At 48.5% G+C, this 16,886-nt stretch carries 18 protein-coding genes; 2 read left to right on the forward strand and 16 right to left on the reverse strand.

Annotated features, from left to right (window positions below):
- Positions 1–436: 436 nt before the first annotated feature.
- The 15 genes from JNUCC31_RS05225 to spoVAC form a co-directional block, all read right to left on the reverse strand.
- Positions 437–1,234 (reverse strand): class I SAM-dependent DNA methyltransferase, encoded by a 798-nt coding sequence (locus JNUCC31_RS05225; RefSeq protein ID WP_228469516.1) that lies wholly within the window; start codon positions 1,232–1,234, stop codon positions 437–439.
- Between the two features lie 112 nt (positions 1,235–1,346).
- Entirely contained in the window at positions 1,347–2,252 is a 906-nt protein-coding gene (locus JNUCC31_RS05230) for a CvfB family protein (RefSeq protein ID WP_192269100.1), read from the reverse strand.
- Positions 2,249–2,596, reverse strand: coding sequence for a ribosome silencing factor (gene rsfS / locus JNUCC31_RS05235; protein WP_192269103.1), 348 nt, complete (start codon positions 2,594–2,596; stop codon positions 2,249–2,251). The genes JNUCC31_RS05230 and rsfS overlap by 4 nt, the downstream gene beginning before the upstream one ends.
- 17 nt (positions 2,597–2,613) lie before the next feature.
- A complete protein-coding gene (gene yqeK / locus JNUCC31_RS05240; RefSeq protein WP_192269106.1) occupies positions 2,614–3,180 on the reverse strand; it encodes a bis(5'-nucleosyl)-tetraphosphatase (symmetrical) YqeK in 567 nt (188 codons plus the stop codon).
- Complete coding sequence (locus JNUCC31_RS05245; RefSeq protein WP_192269108.1) at positions 3,164–3,754, reverse strand: nicotinate-nucleotide adenylyltransferase; 591 nt, start codon at positions 3,752–3,754, stop codon at positions 3,164–3,166. Before JNUCC31_RS05245 ends, yqeK begins: the two co-directional genes overlap by 17 nt.
- 15 nt (positions 3,755–3,769) lie before the next feature.
- Entirely contained in the window at positions 3,770–4,063 is a 294-nt protein-coding gene (yhbY, locus tag JNUCC31_RS05250; protein ID WP_062328768.1) for a ribosome assembly RNA-binding protein YhbY, read from the reverse strand.
- A gap of 280 nt (positions 4,064–4,343) precedes the next feature.
- Positions 4,344–5,207, reverse strand: a complete 864-nt coding sequence (gene aroE, locus JNUCC31_RS05255; protein ID WP_192269111.1) for a shikimate dehydrogenase — start codon at positions 5,205–5,207, stop codon at positions 4,344–4,346.
- 41 nt (positions 5,208–5,248) lie between these two features.
- Positions 5,249–6,376, reverse strand: a complete 1,128-nt coding sequence (yqeH, locus tag JNUCC31_RS05260; protein ID WP_192269113.1) for a ribosome biogenesis GTPase YqeH — start codon at positions 6,374–6,376, stop codon at positions 5,249–5,251.
- Positions 6,373–6,900, reverse strand: a complete 528-nt coding sequence (locus tag JNUCC31_RS05265) for a YqeG family HAD IIIA-type phosphatase (RefSeq protein ID WP_192269116.1) — start codon at positions 6,898–6,900, stop codon at positions 6,373–6,375. Before JNUCC31_RS05265 ends, yqeH begins: the two co-directional genes overlap by 4 nt.
- A gap of 109 nt (positions 6,901–7,009) precedes the next feature.
- A complete protein-coding gene (locus tag JNUCC31_RS05270) occupies positions 7,010–9,223 on the reverse strand; it encodes a DUF4129 domain-containing transglutaminase family protein (RefSeq protein ID WP_192269118.1) in 2,214 nt (737 codons plus the stop codon).
- Complete coding sequence (locus JNUCC31_RS05275; protein WP_192269122.1) at positions 9,220–10,467, reverse strand: DUF58 domain-containing protein; 1,248 nt, start codon at positions 10,465–10,467, stop codon at positions 9,220–9,222. The genes JNUCC31_RS05270 and JNUCC31_RS05275 overlap by 4 nt, the downstream gene beginning before the upstream one ends.
- Positions 10,468–10,470: 3 nt before the next feature.
- The gene (locus JNUCC31_RS05280) at positions 10,471–11,427 is read right to left on the reverse strand and encodes an AAA family ATPase (protein ID WP_192269125.1); all 957 of its coding nucleotides are present in this window, start codon (positions 11,425–11,427) and stop codon (positions 10,471–10,473) included.
- Positions 11,428–11,634: 207 nt separating this feature from the next.
- Positions 11,635–11,985, reverse strand: a complete 351-nt coding sequence (gene spoVAE, locus JNUCC31_RS05285) for a stage V sporulation protein AE (RefSeq protein WP_053781314.1) — start codon at positions 11,983–11,985, stop codon at positions 11,635–11,637.
- Between the two features lie 3 nt (positions 11,986–11,988).
- Positions 11,989–13,005: a stage V sporulation protein AD gene (spoVAD, locus tag JNUCC31_RS05290; RefSeq protein ID WP_192269129.1), complete on the reverse strand. Its 1,017-nt coding sequence runs from the start codon at positions 13,003–13,005 to the stop codon at positions 11,989–11,991.
- Positions 13,002–13,505: a stage V sporulation protein AC gene (spoVAC, locus tag JNUCC31_RS05295; RefSeq protein ID WP_416234371.1), complete on the reverse strand. Its 504-nt coding sequence runs from the start codon at positions 13,503–13,505 to the stop codon at positions 13,002–13,004. The genes spoVAD and spoVAC overlap by 4 nt, the downstream gene beginning before the upstream one ends.
- 591 nt (positions 13,506–14,096) lie before the next feature.
- Between spoVAC and JNUCC31_RS05300 the strand changes: the two genes are divergently transcribed.
- Entirely contained in the window at positions 14,097–15,170 is a 1,074-nt protein-coding gene (locus JNUCC31_RS05300) for a M42 family metallopeptidase (protein WP_192269132.1), read from the forward strand.
- Positions 15,171–15,377: 207 nt separating this feature from the next.
- Positions 15,378–15,695, forward strand: coding sequence for a hypothetical protein (locus tag JNUCC31_RS05305; protein ID WP_192269135.1), 318 nt, complete (start codon positions 15,378–15,380; stop codon positions 15,693–15,695).
- 232 nt (positions 15,696–15,927) lie between these two features.
- On the opposite strand, the gene JNUCC31_RS05310 is transcribed toward JNUCC31_RS05305, so the two are convergent.
- Positions 15,928–16,635, reverse strand: coding sequence for a metal-dependent hydrolase (locus JNUCC31_RS05310; protein WP_192269138.1), 708 nt, complete (start codon positions 16,633–16,635; stop codon positions 15,928–15,930).
- Positions 16,636–16,886: the final 251 nt, after the last annotated feature.

Genomic DNA, 16,886 nt, shown 5'->3' on the forward strand with positions numbered 1-16,886 from the left:
ACCTCCTAAAAAACGCTACAAAAGGACCCTAATTTTGTTATAACGTGTCTCAGGTTCCTTAGCTTTCGGAAGGCGCTTCCCCCCTTAATAAGCCGTCTCAGATTCGTTAGCGCTCCACCCTCTGCGTCAAAGCAAACCCTTCGTAACTAGGAACACGACCACAGATAGCGCTGATACGAAGGACCTCAAGGAGAAGGGCTAACCTGCTTTGACGGTATCTTGATCGTTTGCTTGCCCGTTTAGGCCTCGGTTTAAAGATACACTTTAGAAAACTCTCTCCATTCAACTATTATGGCTACCATTTACCTAGACTGACAATACCCATTGTTACAAAAAACTTTTATTTTTCTTACAGTGTTAACGCTGTAAACAGAGATTCAAAATACATAAGAAAAACTGCCCTTATGCATTATAAGGACAGTTCTACATCTTCATTCTATTTCACGGCTACATAGAACAGACGCTGTGCGCCTTCTTTTGCCTCTTCCCACTCAAAATCAGCATATACACGGACATCTCTGAAACCAGCCTTTGTCAGCTCCAGCTTCATCCAGTCCGGATCATACGCACGCTGAACATGAACCTCTTCAAACCGTTGGTACATATCCTTGCCGCTCTCAGCCACTCGGGAAAATATACTCAGATGATGCTCAATCTCACACCGAACATGATCCATATCACAGGTCCAAATATACGATATGGAGCGTTCATCCAATACAAAAGGCTGCTCCTCTTCGTATCGAATAAGGGTGTTCGGATGATGCACATCGAACAGGAACGTGCCCTCCGGCTTCAGCATCTCGTATGTACGCTGGAATGTACGAACAACGTCCTCTTTTTCAAGCAGATAATTGACACAATCACAGAACGATATAACCGAGTCCACGGGCTCCGGTACTCTCCAGTCTCGCATGTCCTGCTGCACCCAGCGAACACTGCCTTCCCGATACAAGCGGTGACCTTGAGGCGTAGCCTCCATTTTACTGCGTGCGACAGACAGCATGTCTGCTGACAGGTCAATACCTGTAACTTCGAAGCCGGAGTTCACCAGCGGGATCGTAATTGAGCCCGTTCCGCAGCCGAGTTCAGCTACACTTTTCGGCATGCCATGCCGTTCCCAAGCTGTTCTCGCAAACCTTATCCAATCCGGATAAGGCATATCCTCCATTAATTCATCGTAAACATAAGCAAATTTCCGGTAAGACATGTCAGGCACCGCACTTTCAATTTTCATTTTCCAATCCCCATTTGAACAAAAGAAAAAGCAGGGGCGTCCGGAGTTCACCCAGCCTTGCCCTGCTTTACTTGTGGATTCAAGTTTATTCTTGATCCATGATACCTGTTGCTTACTTGTCTTCGCTCTGATCCTGCGGTGCAGACTCTGTTAGATAGGTCCAGCTTTCCTTCTGCGTCACCAGACCATCCTTCATCAGTTTGCCCAAAGCACGCTTAAAAGCGGATTTGCTGATACCAAATCGCTGCTTGATGATATCCGGCGGGGTTGCATCCGAATAAGGCATGCCACCTGTAGGACGTTCTTTCATGAAAGCGAGCAGCTTGTCTGCATCTTCATTGCGACCCACCTCTTTGAGAGGAGACATTGCCAGATTGACACGACCGTCTTCACGCACCAGTGTCACCCGGCATTTCACTTTTTCACCAAGGCGCAGCAGGCGGCTCCGTTCCGAGGAATGGATCATGCCAATGGCACCAAAACCAAGCACTCCGCCTTCCACGAGTACAAAAGTACCCATCTGCAACGGCTTATACACCGTAGCTTCAACCCATTCGTTCACCCAAGAGGTTGGCGCATGGAAGGACAATGGCGCAAGCTCACGTTCCCCAGCCAATTTCGCCCGCAGACGTCCTTGCTTGTCATGCTCCATAATAACAAAAACTTCATCGCCCATATGGGGACGCAACTCTTCCAATTCAGGCAATTCACGAATCGGGAGCAGCAATTGCCGCCCAAGCCCCATCTCGAGGAAACATCCGAGGCGTGGATGAATATCCGCCACAACCAGTCGTCCCATTTCGCCGAGTGTGAGATACGGTTTTTTCATGGTTGCTGCCAAACGGTCTTCTGTGTCAAAGAACAGAAATACCTCCAGCACTTCTCCAATTTTAACGTCCCGTGTGAGTTCCGTATAGTGAAGCAGTACATCTTCCGATCCTGTCGTCAAAAAGTAGCCAAACGGAGACACTTCACGTGAAACCGGCAGGTTGACGACTGTTCCAGCGATCAAACTCATACCGTTTCCACCACTTTGGCGTCAGACCACAGGCGCTCAATGTTATAGTATTCCCGCTCGTCGCGGTGGAAGATATGAACAACGACATCCCCCATATCCATCAATACCCAACGCGCAGAATCCATGCCCTCAATGCCTTTGATATTCACGCCGGCTGCATGAGCCTGTTTGCGAATTTCCGTTGCAATCGCCTGTACCTGTGTATCGGAATTCCCGTGACAGATAACAAAATAGTCTGCTACCAGCGAGATACCAACCAGATCCAGTGCCACAATGTTGGATGCCTTTTTATCGTCAGCGGCAGCAACCGCCATATTCATAAGTTCCTTCGATGATACTGTCATGAACCAACCTCCATAATCTATAAATGTGCAATCAAGTCATTTCGCGACAACATGGTCAAAGGATAAATGACACGGCGCTGTGAGATCAGCAAGCTGATCGTTGAATCAAAACCGGCAATTAAACCTTCTTCCAGACTATGCCCAGCCTGTTCACGAATATGATCTACCCCCGGGAAGTCTCTTCCCGGTTCAATATAATCCGCCAGACATACCACTTTATCCAGCAGGCTCATGCCCACCCGACCCGAGGTATGCCAGCGAATGGCATTAATAATCTCGGCATCATCAATGCCGTAATCACGCTCAGCAACAAAGGCCCCCACTTCGGAATGCCAGAGCTGCTTGTCATGCTGCAAAAGTTCTTCGTTCAATCCATTGTCACGAATGACCGCTTCCATCTCGGCTACGGGCCAATACTTGGCCACATCATGCAATATGGCTGCCAGATCTGCTTTTACAGGATCAGCACCGTATTGGTTAGCCAGCATAACGGCCGACTCCATGACACCCAAGGTGTGCTTCCAGCGCTTCTCCGGCATTTGGCCGGAAACAGCTCGGATTAGTTCCTCACGGCTTAGTTCCATATAAACCGCTCCTTACAATGTATTGATGAACCGCATCGGGAATCATGAAGCGCACGGAATGCCCCTTGGCAAGACGTCTGCGTACTGCTGTGGATGATATATCCACCAGGGGCATCTCTGCCAGCAGAACCCGATCCTGTAACGCATCCGGAAGGTCATCCAGATGTAACTGGAACCCCGGCCGTCCCACACCGATGAAGGTTAAGCCTTCGGCGAGTTCTTCGATCTGTTCCCATTTGGGAAGATAGTTCACCATATCCGCCCCGACAATGAAGTAGAATTCATGCTCGGGATAGCGGCGCCACAGCTCCTTCATCGTATCGATGGTATAAGACACACCACCAAGCTCCATCTCAATGGCAAGCACCTCATATTGCTGCACTTCCTTCACCGCAGCTTCCGTCATATCGAGACGCTGCTGTCCCGATGCTCCGGCTCCGCGTTTGTGAGGTGGAACATGGGAAGGCATGAACCAGATCGCATCCAGTGCATGTGAATCCCTTGCTGCTTCCGCTGCCAGCAGGTGCCCCATGTGGATCGGATCAAACGTACCACCCATGATGCCGATCTTCACCCGCGTCACCCTCCCTTACCTAGGTAGTTCGATTTGTTTGTTGTCACGCGATTCTTTGTACAGAATGATGGTACTTCCGATGATTTGCACCAGCTCGCTGCCTGTTTCACGGGCAACCTCTTCAGCAATCTCGTTTTTGTCATCCAGACAGTTGTTCAGCACTTGTACTTTCATCAATTCACGCTTCTCGATTGCATCTTCGATATGACGGAACAGATGCTCATTAGTGCCCCCTTTACCAATTTGAAATACAGGGGTCAGATGATGTGCTTGTGAACGCAAAAAGCGCTTTTGTTTACCGTTTAACATGAATACTCCATACTCCTTATGGTGAGCAAACCTCAGCAACAGTACAATGTCTGTCCGGGGATTGACCGTTCAAATTATATTTTTACATTCATAAAACGAACTAACAAAGTTTACACAGTGTGACTACGATTGCAGTACCATCTTACGATCGCTGTTATCCCCAGATTTCTTCATTTCATTTTTATAAAGGGAAAATCCGGTGATAAAGGCGAGCACTTCATTTCTTCAGATTGGTTCTGCACTTTTCGTCATCGTGTAATCTTATTTTCATTTTACAATATCAAAAACTGTCTAATACAGCTCGTCTCATCGTCTCCACGGGAGCCGGAATGCCGAGCCAGTGTTCGAATGCTACGGCGCCCTGGTATATAAACATGCCCAGACCACCATGCACGGTGCATCCACGCTGCCTTGCCTCGCGAAGCAGGCGTGTTTCCAGCGGATTGTAGATGAGGTCACTCACTGCTGCATCTGCTCGAATGAGTGCAGGATCAACAGGTATGTCATCTACATGCGGATGCATGCCTGCAGCTGTCGTATTAATGACAATATCAGCCGAGGCGAGAACCTGGGCAGCTTCTTCCATGCCACTGCCTGTGATCTCTCCAAGTCCATGAGCACACAGATCAGAAGCAAGGGCAACGGCTCTGTCGGCAGTTCGGTTCAGTATACTGATCCGTTCAGGCTTCTCTAAAGCAAGCGCATATATCACGCCTCTTGCTGCACCTCCTGCCCCAAGAACAGCGATACGCTTGCCCGCAAGTTCCGGAACAGCTTCTTCCTTCAAGGAACGCACATAACCAATACCATCCGTATTATACCCTGTCAGCTTGCCCTCTTCATTGACAATAGTGTTCACCGCTCCAATCAGGCGTGCACTTTCATCAATCACATCCAGATACTTCATGACCTGTTCTTTGTGGGGAATCGTTACATTCACACCACGGTATCCCAGCGCCACGATACCTCGAATGGCTGATTCCAGCTGCTCGGGACGAACATGCAATGGCATATACATTCCGTTCACTCCTGCAGCCTGAAGAGCCGCATTATGCATTGCAGGCGATTTGGAGTGCGCAATGGGATCGCCCATTACACCAAGCAAGACAGGAAGTGAGGGATTGGCATTTTTTTGTTCTGACATACTTCCGCCTCCGATCTGATGAACATGCTTCTAAGATTACATTAGATCAAGGAAGGACGGATCAGTACACGAATACCTTTTGGAGCATGAACTGCAACAAGCGCCCCATTCTCACCGTTAACCTTAATCCAGCCCAGACCGGAAATGAATATATCCGACTGACTGCCACGTTTGATACGGAATTCATGTCTTGTCCATTCAGGCATGTCCGCTGCATCTTCACGCGTTGGTGGAGACAACAATTCACCCAGATGGCCACGATACAAGTCGTCTGCACGTTCAAGCTTCGTCCGGTGAATATCAAGCGCAGTGCTGATAAAACAAGTGAAGGACTGGCGATCCCCTTCTACAAAGTCAAATCGAGCCATGCCGCCAAAGAACAGCGTCTGACCAGAATTCAACTGATAAACGGCAGGTTTAAGCGGTTTTTCCGGCATAATGGCAGCCAGATCCTTACGGGATACAATTTCGCTGAAACGCCATGGGTATACAATACCCGGCGTATCAATAATAGCTTTTCCATCATCCAGCGGAATATTAACCATATCCAGCGTCGTTCCCGGATAACGGGAGGTCGTAAGTTCCTGCTCCAGATCGCTGTAGTCACGGATCAGACGGTTAATCAATGTCGATTTGCCCACATTAGTACCGCCAACCACATATACGTCACGATCTCCGCGATACGTCCCGACTAGCTCAAGCAGTCGGTCGAAGCCCTGATTTTGCTTTGCGCTGCATAGAACGACATCCACTGTACGCAAACCTTGTTCTTTGGCCTGCTTCTGCACCCAGTTACGAACCTTGTTCCAGTTGGTTACTTTGGGGAGCAGGTCCGTTTTGTTCACGGCAAGCAATACTGGATTGTTACCTACGAAACGCTGCAAACCGGAGATGATACTGCCATCAAAGTCAAACAGATCAACGATATGGATGACAAGTGCATCCTTATCCCCGATTTTGCTCAGCAGGGCCAGGAATTCGTCCTGATCCACTGTAACGGATGATGACTCATTGTAATTTTTGATACGGAAACAACGCTGGCAAATGACCGGTTCACGATCCAACGCTTTCTCAGGGATGAAGCCTGGTAATTCAGGGTTTTCCGTTTGCAGATGCACGCCGCATCCGCTGCATCTTACGGCAATATTGCCGTTATGCGGTTCTGTCATTTCTTATTTTCCTCCTCAAGCCATAAGCCTTTCTTGCGCAAACTCGTTAGAGCAATCCGTTCCACGCGCCGATTGAAGCGGGTCATGAAGCCTTCATCTCCAATGGAAATCGGCAACACCAGAACCGTATAGAGTCCCAGCCGATTACCTCCAAAGACATCCGTAAGCATCTGATCGCCTACTACAATCGTTTTTTCTGGAGTTAACTCCATCATTTTCATTGCTCTACGAAACGGAACATTCGATGGTTTGCGTGCACTATGCACAAACTGGATATCCAGTGGCGTCGCAAACAGGGATACACGATTCAAATTGTTATTGGACACAATCATGAGCTGGAAACCAGCCTCTTTCACACGTGCGAACCACTCGATCAGTTCGGGCGTAGCGTCAGGGGCTTTGGCCCCAACGAGTGTATTGTCCAGATCAGTTATAATTCCACGGTAGCCTTGAGCGTATAGCTCTTCCAGATTAATGTCAAAAACCGTGTCTACACGCAGCTTGGGCATTAACATTTCAAACAAAGAAGTCACCTCAGTTTCATACGACACACTATATCACAAATCCGTCTTTCCTGAAAATGCATACAGCCCTGATGGGATGGGGAAAAAGGAAAAACGGGACAGGCGACATCTATGCCCGTTCCGCTTTGAGTTCCTTACGCAGCTTCGAAGCTGTCTGGTATACTGCTTTCCAGTCATCTGCTGTTACAGACGCTGGACTATAGCGAGTCTGTTCAAACTTCGCAAGAAGTTCATGAAAAGTCGCTGCTGCAGCCGGTTTTGCCTTGCTCCAGCGGGTTACCGATTCACGAAGTGTTTCGTGCCCGCTCCGGGTTAGCCCTTTCCGTCTCGCATAACGAATCCAGCGCTCGGTCTCCGCCACAACCTTTTGTTCAGGAGTAAGCGGACCGCCTGTCCGAAGACGAAGCACAAAGAATCGAAGCGAGAAACGATTACGCCAGAACATGTAAGCAACCCATAATACGATGATGGCTCCCGCAACCCAGATCACAAAAGCCGGGATGCTGGATGCAGCCTTTTCAGGTGAAGGAGTCGGCTCTTCTTCTTGTACCGGTTCCTCTTCAGGTTGTTCTTCAGGCTCATCTACGGGTTGTACATCCGGTTGTTCCGTGAGCAGCGGCATGTCAAAGCCCGGCGTCGCTTCCACCGGAATCCAGCCATACTCGCCAAAATAAACTTCAGCCCAGGAATGCGCATCTGCATTCGTAACGGTGTAGGTCGTCTCGATCTCGGCTCCCGGTTGGCGCGGAGCCTGCATATCGGAATTCAGCGACAGCTGACCAGGCGCGTAACCTTTCACCCAGCGGGCGGGAATACCCTCGGAGCGCGCCATCATCACCAGCGCAGTTGAGAAGTAATCACAATACCCTTCACGAATGTCAAATAAAAACCCTTCAACAAAGTCACTGCTTACTTTTCGGGATAAATCCGGATTGTTCGTGTAATCAAAATTTTGTTGTAAATAGTTTTGCAGTAATGCCACTTTTTCATACGGTGTATTTGCGGATGCTGTAATTTCGGTGGCCAGGTCCGTTACCCGATCAGGGAATCGGGATGGGAGCTGCAGGTACATATCATCTGCCGGATTGCTCGAATACAGATCATCAAAAGACTTTGTCCGGAGTTCGTCCTCCACAATGACTGGAGCTTCGGATACGAGCGTATATGTCTTCGGATATTGCGGTTGCTGACGGTCTGTTACGACATGCAGCTCTGCCTGTTCCGGATTCCATAACATCCGGTCCGAATTGGCCTCTCCATTAACTGAAGTGACTTCAGCAATGGAATAGGCTCCGAAGAGGATAGGATACACATTGTCATTCAACATGGTTACTTTTTGAGTGACTTGCTTGGTCTCCACGTTGCCGGATTCGTCATTCTTCAGAACCTGTCCTGCCTCAACATCCTCTGTCCCTCTTCGTCCCCGATCATCCCAACCTGTTCCTGTATATTCGGCACGCGTCTCACCGCGCCAGTAGCTGCGCTCATTGGTAGTGACGGACATGACAGGTGTGTAGTCAAAGTTAAATCCTCCGCCCAGCTTATTGTCTTCCCTGCTGTATCCCGACTCGGTCGCTGCCGGAATGTCCAGTGTTCCGTTGCCCGCCTGACTTGCCGAACTTCCGGTATAATTACGCCATGCGGTATACGGGTCAGTCAAGGTTGGAGGGATTTCCGGCATGTTTACACTAGCTACGATAATCAAAGAAAATATGATGGCAATGTTGGCCAGTATTTTATAAGGATATCGGATAATTCGCTTCCACCCTTGTGGATATTGCAGTTGGAAATTACGGAAGTGCTGGCATACCAGCCATCCCATTCCCGCAAACATTACCCAGGCGATTTCAATCCAGAGTGGAACCTGGGTGAAGGAGTCAAGAATTCCCATCGAAATAATGTTAATGCCCAGAAAAACGAGAATGCGTGGTGTTGTGGTCACCAGACGAAGGGCTGCTTCAAGCATCACCCATGCACACAGGGAGAACCAGATGTATGGAGTCAGGTGCAGTATAAACTGCTCTGTACGCTCCATTAATGTGCCGTAAGGAATGTAAACCGCGTAATCGATTAATGTCTTATGCAAAATATAACCAATGACAACAGCCTTGATTATGGTTCGAATCATCATTTTGAAGGGGAGTATAATTTCCAGTAAACTGACCGCTGCAAGCGTCCATAGCACCAATGAAGTTGTTTCGGTATACCAGGTTTCCTGTGTAAATGAAATCCACTGCATCCCAATCAGGAATATCCATAGCAACGAAGCTGCATGATACCAGGATCTTTTTCCCGCTGCCAGCTCTTTGCCTTTAGTACTCATACACTACCTCCCCCCATAACCGTTGGAAGCTCCTGTAGATGGGAAACCGTGAAGGATCTGGTTCCTCTTCCGCGCAGCATGGCATTCCATTCAGCACTCCGGCGGGATTCACTGGTGTCCGTCAGAATATGGCACGGGGTCATCCCCCGCGTATCCGCCCATCGCAGCAGTTCCAATACCTTTTCATCCTTCTGGGGAGAAATCACTACAAAATAAGCGCCCTGAGGCAGCTGACGCGTCATTTTCTCCACACCTGGCAGCAGCCGATTGTCCTGGCCGTTATATTGGATATCCACCAGATGATGCATCATCTTTTGCCGTTCCAGCAGACTTTCGCTTGGTGCAAAAAATGCAGTATTCTCCGACAGTGTCAGCAATCCCATACCCATTCTTTCTCTTGAGCCATACTCCAGCAGGGAAGCAGCCGTGGATACAGCCAGTTCAAAGGCCTCACCGTGTTCGTAGCTGCCTGCAAGCGCATCAAGCACCAGAATCGTTTTCGGTACAGACTCATGTTCAAATTCCTTGGACTTCCACGCTCCCGTCTTCGCAGTAGCGTTCCAGTGGATGCGGGAAAGACGGTCTCCGTACACATAATCACGCACGCCATTGATCTGGGTCGTTTCCCTTCGCGAGCGGGTTAGAGCCGTCTGCGGACCCGATAACCGTGATTTGCGGTCATACAGCTGCCAGTATGGAATAAATACCGTTCGTGGCAACACCCGAAACTCTCCTTTGGCCTTGAATGTTCCTCGATGTTCGATCAGTCCAAAGATGTCTTCGCTGGCACATTCCGTCTCTGAAAAGACATACTTCCCCCGCTCCAGCGGTGGGGTTTGAAATGATAAATTCCCATACCCTCGCATGTTCGGGATCAGGCTTTCTTTGAAAGACCAGGATTCGCCGTTATGCCGATGCAGCATTTCTCGCACTACGACATAAGGAAGTGGCAAAAATCCCGGAATGTTCAGACTTAATTGCACCTGTACCTGGTCACCTGCATGCAGCAATTCTTCATGATCCTGACCGGAAGAGAGCTTGCGCACGCCTTGGACACGCCTTACTCCGCCAAACCCGGCAATCGCCAGATAAAGACAAAGCAGGGTCACCATGGACAGCAGCATCAGGGAGGTCTTCCCACCCTGGAACAAAACATAAGCCAAACAGCACATCCACACCGCCGCGATGCTCCAAACGCGGGGGTGGCGGATTCCCCTTCTGACTGTACTCAAAAGCGGCTTCATCAATTATTGTCCCATGGAGACGGGCACACGAACCTGCTGAAGAACGGAATTCAGTACGGCTTCAGAGCTCATGCTGTCCAGTCTCGATTCGGGACGCAACACGATCCGATGGGAGATAACGTAAGGCGCCATCGTTTTCACGTCATCCGGAAGCACGTAATCACGTTCCTGCAAAAAGGCAAAAGCCTTCACGGCCATCATGAATGAAATGGCTGCCCGCGGGCTGGCGCCCAGCAATACGGATGGGTGGGAGCGAGTTTGGCGAACCACATCAAGCAAATAATCCATCACCGGATCGCCGATGAACACTTCCTTGATCTCCTGCTGAATCACAGAAATCTGATCCATATGGGTTACGGATTCAAGCCGGTCAACAGGCTGACCCGACTGATGCTGTTTCAAAAGCATTTTCTCGATATCCTTGTCTGGGTAACCCAGACTTATTTTCAACATGAACCGGTCGAGCTGCGCTTCCGGCAATGTATACGTCCCTTCAAAATCGATTGGATTCTGGGTTGCGCAGAGCATAAATGGATGGGGCAGATCATATGTATCGCCGTCTACGGTTACACTGCGCTCCTCCATGACTTCCAGCAATGCGGACTGCGTTTTCGTTGTGGCCCGGTTAATCTCGTCTGCCAGCAAAATGTTGGTCATGACCGGACCCGGACGGAAGTAAAAGCGCTCATCACGCGGGTGGAACACGGAAACTCCCGTAATGTCACTTGGTAAGATATCAGGATTACATTGAATACGACGGTACTCACCACGCATGGACTTGGATAATGCTTTAACCAATTGCGTCTTGCCTGTTCCCGGTACGTCTTCAATTAGAACGTGTCCGCCTGCAAGCAAAGCTGTGAGCAAAAGTTGAATTTCAAAGGATTTCCCCATTATGCAAGATTCCAGATTAGAACGAACAGCTGAAATGATTTGGATCGACTCTTTGCGCACAGGCATGTGGTCTAACCTCCTAAAAAAGCATACAGATTTCCTTTTATTGTACATGATCCACGGTCGCGAGTACACTCGAAGGAACTCAACATTTGTTTCCAGCCGTCAGATTCACCGCAGTTCTCGCATGATTACGACAAAAAGAGGCCCGGATAGAAGTTATCCGAAGCCTCTGCTGACTACTATCTATAACGGCTGCCCCTGCATGCCTGATTACCCTTTGGGTCGAACGACCAATGCCGCGAGAAACGAAAAAATAATCGCTGACGAAATCCCGGCGGCAGTCAGATCAAATATTCCGGTAATGACACCGATCCAGCCTTCTTTCTCCAGTTCCGTCAATGCCCCGTGCACGAGGGAGTTACCAAAACTGGTAATGGGGATGGATGCCCCCGCACCTGCAAATTTGACAAGTGGATCATACAAGCCAAACGCATCTGCCACAGCACCGGCAACAACAAGTGTACTCATCGTGTGAGCAGGAGTCAGTTTGACACCATCCATCAGCAGCTGTCCCACGACACATATCAACCCACCAACAATAAATGCCCATAAAAACTGCATTCCTTACCCCTCCTTTTCTATGGCTACAGCATGAGCAATACAAGGAATGCTCTCGCCCTGCTGGTATGAAAGCGGAGATAACAACGCACCGGTAGCAACAACGAGCACCTTCTTGAGCTCACCCTTTTGCATCCGATTCAGGATGTGACCATAGGTCACGCTCGCCGAACAACCGCAGCCGCTTCCTCCGGCCACAACCTGAGGCTGCTTCTCCAGGTCATAAATCATCAGACCGCAGTCATTGAACACGGTCTGTTCCATCGGTATGCCCTCTTTGTGCAAAAGCTCCTTAACAATCGGTAATCCAACCGAGGCAAGATCCCCCGTAACAATGAGATCGTAATATCCAGGTTCAAGCCCTGTATCACGAAAATGGGAAACAATGGTGTCCGCCGCCGCTGGAGCCATGGCTGCCCCCATGTTAAACGGGTCCTTGATGCCCATATCCATGACTCTGCCAATAGTTGCACGGGTCACAACAGGGCCATCACCCGTTCGGGATACCACGCTGCATCCTGAGCCAGTTACGGTATACTGGGCATAAGGCGGTTTCTGAGAGCCATATTCCGTGGGGTAACGGAACTGTTTCTCAACCGTACAGTTATGACTGACCGTGCCAGCGAGTACATAGTCTCCGCCACCAGAATCCACAATAAGGGAAGCCAGAGCCAGTGTCTCCATGGAAGTGGAACAGGCACCAAAGACGCCGAGATAAGGAACGCCCAGTTTACGAGCCGAAAATGAACTGCTGATAATCTGGTTCATCAGATCCCCTCCGACAAAAAACTGAAGCTCTTCCTTTGTAATATTCGCATTGATTAATGCCATTTGAGTCGCCTGTTCGAGCAGCTTGCGCTCTGCCTTTTCCCAGGTTTTCTCCCCTAACTCCAGGTTATCGTACACGTAGTCGAAATCGGATGCCAAGGGACCTTGTCCTTCATCGGGACCGACTACAGTTGCTCTGCCGATAATGCGCGGACGATTCTCAAACTGCCAGGATTGACGGCCGATTCGTTTCATAGATGCCCACCTCCGAATCCAAGACAGGCATAGACGATGCCTACAATAAACGCTGCCACTACACCAAAAACGATAACTGAGCCGGCGAGTTTAAACATGTTGGCCCCCACACCCAGCACCAATCCCTCAGCGCGATGCTCCAGCGCAGCCGAACACATCGAGTTGGCAAATCCGGTAACCGGTACCGCTGTTCCTGCCCCGGCCCATTGGGCAATTTTATCGTAGACCCCAAGGCAGGTCAGGATAACCGAAATGAGGATCATAACCGCAACGGTTGGACTGGCAGCTTCCTTGGATGTCATATGGAACGCGGCCATAAAAGCTTCCTGGATCGCCTGTCCAATGACGCACACGAATCCGCCAACGAAGAAAGCTTTGATACAGTTCGCCCAGATTGGACGGGCAGGCTCATGTTTTTTGGCGACTTTTTTATATTCCTGTTCGCTGATGGACAGGGATGAAGATTTTTTCCCATTACCTGACTTCTCTTGAGCTGGCAAGATTTAGAACCTCCCTTGAAATCAAAATGAGTCAACAGCTAATGACGACTTGTACTGTGTGTAACCCTATATTCATTGTTTGTTAATGTTGGGAAGGTTATGTATCCGGCGAATGACAGCATTTGTTTCCAGCTCCATGAAGTAGCCGAATCCAGATGAGTTACGCAGCCGGTTCAGAACTGTGATTCATTTATAAATAAAGCAGAACAATCACGAGCAGAATAAAAAGAACGATACAAAGGATGGTTTCATTGCCTTCATTTGGCGGCCTCATTTGTTTCCCAACTCCCTCCTGTTGTCAGGCAAGTGAAATAATGCAGGGAAAGCAGACACTTCCTCACTACATGCATATTCAATACAACTGCTTTGGGACAATGAATTGTGCGGATTTTGGGACGTGGAGAAAATGATATGAAGAGGAACCTCTTATGCCTTAGATACGTGACATAACCATGGACAATTACTAGCGCAAGGTTCATACTATAGTGTGACCAGTGGTTAAATAAATCGTTCTTCTCTTTCTGAAGAACAACCGTCCGGCAGCCGTTCTGCTGAGACTGATCTACATACAAGCAGAGGAGTTGTCGACACATGAATCAAAAAACGATGGAAATGTTTCGCACGTTAACGGAATTCCCTTCCGTTTCCGGGTTTGAACGCGAGCTTCGCGGATGGATGAAGGAGCAAATGTCTCCTTATACGGATGAATTTGTCCAAGATCGCTTGGGCAGCCTTTTTGGAGTACTCCGGGGCGAGAAGTCCGGTCCCAAAGTTATGGTTGCGGGTCACTTCGATGAAGTTGGCTTCATGACTACAGGCATTACGGAAACAGGCATGATCAGATTCCGTCCACTCGGTGGATGGTGGAGTCAGGCTGTACTGTCCCAGCGTCTTCAGATCATCACTCCGGATCGCCGGATTACAGGGGTTGTCGGTTCAACACCTACACACTTGCTGGATGATTCCCAACGCAATAAACCGGTTGATCTTAGCCATATGTACTTGGATATTGGTGCGGATAACCGTGCAGAAGCAGAGTCTTGGGGCATTCACCCCGGTATGCAGATCGTACCGATCTGTGAATTCACACCGATGGCCAATCCGAAGAAAATTATGGCGAAGGCCTGGGATAACCGTTACGGGGTAGGACTTGCACTTGAGTTAGTTGAAGCACTACACAAGGAAACATTGCCAAATACGCTCTACTGCGGTGCAACGGTCCAAGAGGAATTGGGACTCCGCGGTGCACGCACTGCTGCCAACCTGATTGAACCAGATATCTTCTTTGCACTGGATTGCAGTGCGGCAAATGATATGACAGGAGATAAGCAGTCTTTTGGGCATATCGGGCAGGGCGCTTTGCTGCGAATCTTCGACCCGGGCATGTTCACCCACCGCGGCATCGTGGAATATGTTCAAGATACCGCTTCTTCCAATCAGATCAAAATGCAATATTTCATCTCTCCCGGTGGTACGGATGCCGGAGCGGTTCATATGAGTGGTATTGGTGTACCTTCAACGGTAATTGGGATCTGTGCCCGTTACATTCATACCTCTTCTTCCATCATTCACACGGATGACTATGATGCAGCCAAAGAGCTGCTCGTGAAACTGGTGAAGGGTCTGGATCAGACCACACTAAATACGATTATTGAAAATGCGTAATTGTGGATTCTAGGGTGAAGCTTGAGCTACATGCACTTCATAGCTTAACCTTCATTGAAATGAATATATGAATTTAAGAGATATCCTGATACATCAGGATATCTCTTTTTTGGGTTCAACTAGTTTAATAGCTAGAACATATATAGAAAAGAATCATAAGATATTACTACAAGAGAAGAACTAAAAAAACAAGCGGGGGACCTTTTTATGGCAATGAGAAGGAACGGAAAATCGAATAAAGGTTCCACCAAAACAAATGCTGCCAACACCCTTCTCAATGGCAACCTTAAAGGAAAGAACCTGGAAATTATCGTCGCAGCCTTGCTGGTGAGCGGGAAATTAAGAGTGGATGCCGTTACGTTGTTTAGAGAAGCAACATTGGTGGTCGAGTTGACCGGAAAATATAAAACGCTGCAAAATATGACATCAACTAACACGGATAAGCTGGTCGATTTCATGAACCAGAATGGAGATATGACTTTGGATGACGTGATGCAAGCTTTCCAGAAAAGAATGAATTCCTAGATATTATGAAATGAGGTTGGAATGATGTCTGACTTTGACGGAACCGGCTTTGCCGAACTGATAATTGTAGTTATCCTTGTAATGTTGTTTGTATTTGGTTCAACAGATATTGAAGGTTTGTCGAGTACACCCACAAAGAGCTGAACCACATGACCCTCTCCATATTGATTACAGCCATGGATATGAACAAAAGAAATACCAGTCCTGCAAGAGGACTGGTATTTTTGAGATTTCACAGAAATAAAGGGGAGAATGCAATCCAGGCCAAAATGAGAGCCAGTACAATGCAGACATTTTCCACAACGGTCCCATGTTTGGTTCCTGTACTCATCAGATTGGCCCGTATACGCCACTTGAGCGGTGGGAAAGGACGAATCCCGCGATTCGTCAATGAATCAGCTAATAAGTGCATGGCGTACGCCGTACCTCCAGCTACCCAAATCTCTGGTCCCTGCTGATGCGTAGTGCTATAGAGCAATCCAGCCCATACGACGGTTCCATAAAGGGTATGTGTTAAACCTCTGTGGGTTAACGTCGTGCACAGCATTAACAAACTGCCCGTGATCAGATTCCAGGGTGCGAATGCATGACCATAGATGACGAGTCCCAATCCGATCGCAAACATCAACACTTTGCGCAGGGAACGGGATGGTAGGAAAGATACCATTGCAATCAGAATGGCGAGCAGCAGATTCCATGGTTTTGCCTGTACATAGAAGTACACAAATACGGCGACTGGTAGCAGGATTGTCTGTAATAACCGGATGAGGCTGTTCGGCAATGCCTTTGATACCAATAGCGAATTGGGCTCATCAATGTCTGGCAGCAGCGAACCGATCAGGGCCACGGTAACCGCTGGTGCAGTAACGGGCATGCCAGCCAATTGCAAAACAGAGAGGGACACTGTGGTCCCGATAATCAGGTGGGATCTTCCCATCATGGTGCAAAAACTTCCTTTCAAAGAAATAGGGAACATAAACCGCCCACTTCCGATATTACAACGAAAATAAAACAAGAACAATAGTTCGCATTTCTCATATATTTAACTTTTAGTCTCTATACCCTTCTGATATGCATTGATATTTATACATACTTAAAAAAAGTTTCCGTGACAGGGATCACACTTTTTAATTTGTGATGCCTCTATCCTTATTAGTGAAATTAATCACATTTTCTGTCAGCATTAGACGT

The sequence above is a fragment of the Paenibacillus sp. JNUCC-31 genome, assembly GCF_014844075.1.
In the GTDB taxonomy this organism is placed as follows: domain Bacteria; phylum Bacillota; class Bacilli; order Paenibacillales; family Paenibacillaceae; genus Paenibacillus.

Bases quoted from the DNA above. Each gene is read 5' to 3' on its own strand.
- JNUCC31_RS05225 (WP_228469516.1), bottom strand. From the start codon at position 1,234: ATGAAAATTGAAAGTGCGGTGCCTGACATGTCTTACCGGAAATTTGCT.
- JNUCC31_RS05230 (WP_192269100.1), bottom strand. From the start codon at position 2,252: ATGAGTTTGATCGCTGGAACAGTCGTCAACCTGCCGGTTTCACGTGAA.
- rsfS (WP_192269103.1), bottom strand. From the start codon at position 2,596: ATGACAGTATCATCGAAGGAACTTATGAATATGGCGGTTGCTGCCGCT.
- yqeK (WP_192269106.1), bottom strand. From the start codon at position 3,180: ATGGAACTAAGCCGTGAGGAACTAATCCGAGCTGTTTCCGGCCAAATG.
- yhbY (WP_062328768.1), bottom strand. From the start codon at position 4,063: ATGTTAAACGGTAAACAAAAGCGCTTTTTGCGTTCACAAGCACATCAT.
- aroE (WP_192269111.1), bottom strand. From the start codon at position 5,207: ATGTCAGAACAAAAAAATGCCAATCCCTCACTTCCTGTCTTGCTTGGT.
- yqeH (WP_192269113.1), bottom strand. From the start codon at position 6,376: ATGACAGAACCGCATAACGGCAATATTGCCGTAAGATGCAGCGGATGC.
- JNUCC31_RS05270 (WP_192269118.1), bottom strand. From the start codon at position 9,223: ATGAGTACTAAAGGCAAAGAGCTGGCAGCGGGAAAAAGATCCTGGTAT.
- JNUCC31_RS05275 (WP_192269122.1), bottom strand. From the start codon at position 10,467: ATGAAGCCGCTTTTGAGTACAGTCAGAAGGGGAATCCGCCACCCCCGC.
- JNUCC31_RS05280 (WP_192269125.1), bottom strand. From the start codon at position 11,427: ATGCCTGTGCGCAAAGAGTCGATCCAAATCATTTCAGCTGTTCGTTCT.
- spoVAE (WP_053781314.1), bottom strand. From the start codon at position 11,985: ATGCAGTTTTTATGGGCATTTATTGTTGGTGGGTTGATATGTGTCGTG.
- spoVAD (WP_192269129.1), bottom strand. From the start codon at position 13,005: ATGAAACGAATCGGCCGTCAATCCTGGCAGTTTGAGAATCGTCCGCGC.
- JNUCC31_RS05300 (WP_192269132.1), top strand. From the start codon at position 14,097: ATGAATCAAAAAACGATGGAAATGTTTCGCACGTTAACGGAATTCCCT.
- JNUCC31_RS05305 (WP_192269135.1), top strand. From the start codon at position 15,378: ATGGCAATGAGAAGGAACGGAAAATCGAATAAAGGTTCCACCAAAACA.
- JNUCC31_RS05310 (WP_192269138.1), bottom strand. From the start codon at position 16,635: ATGATGGGAAGATCCCACCTGATTATCGGGACCACAGTGTCCCTCTCT.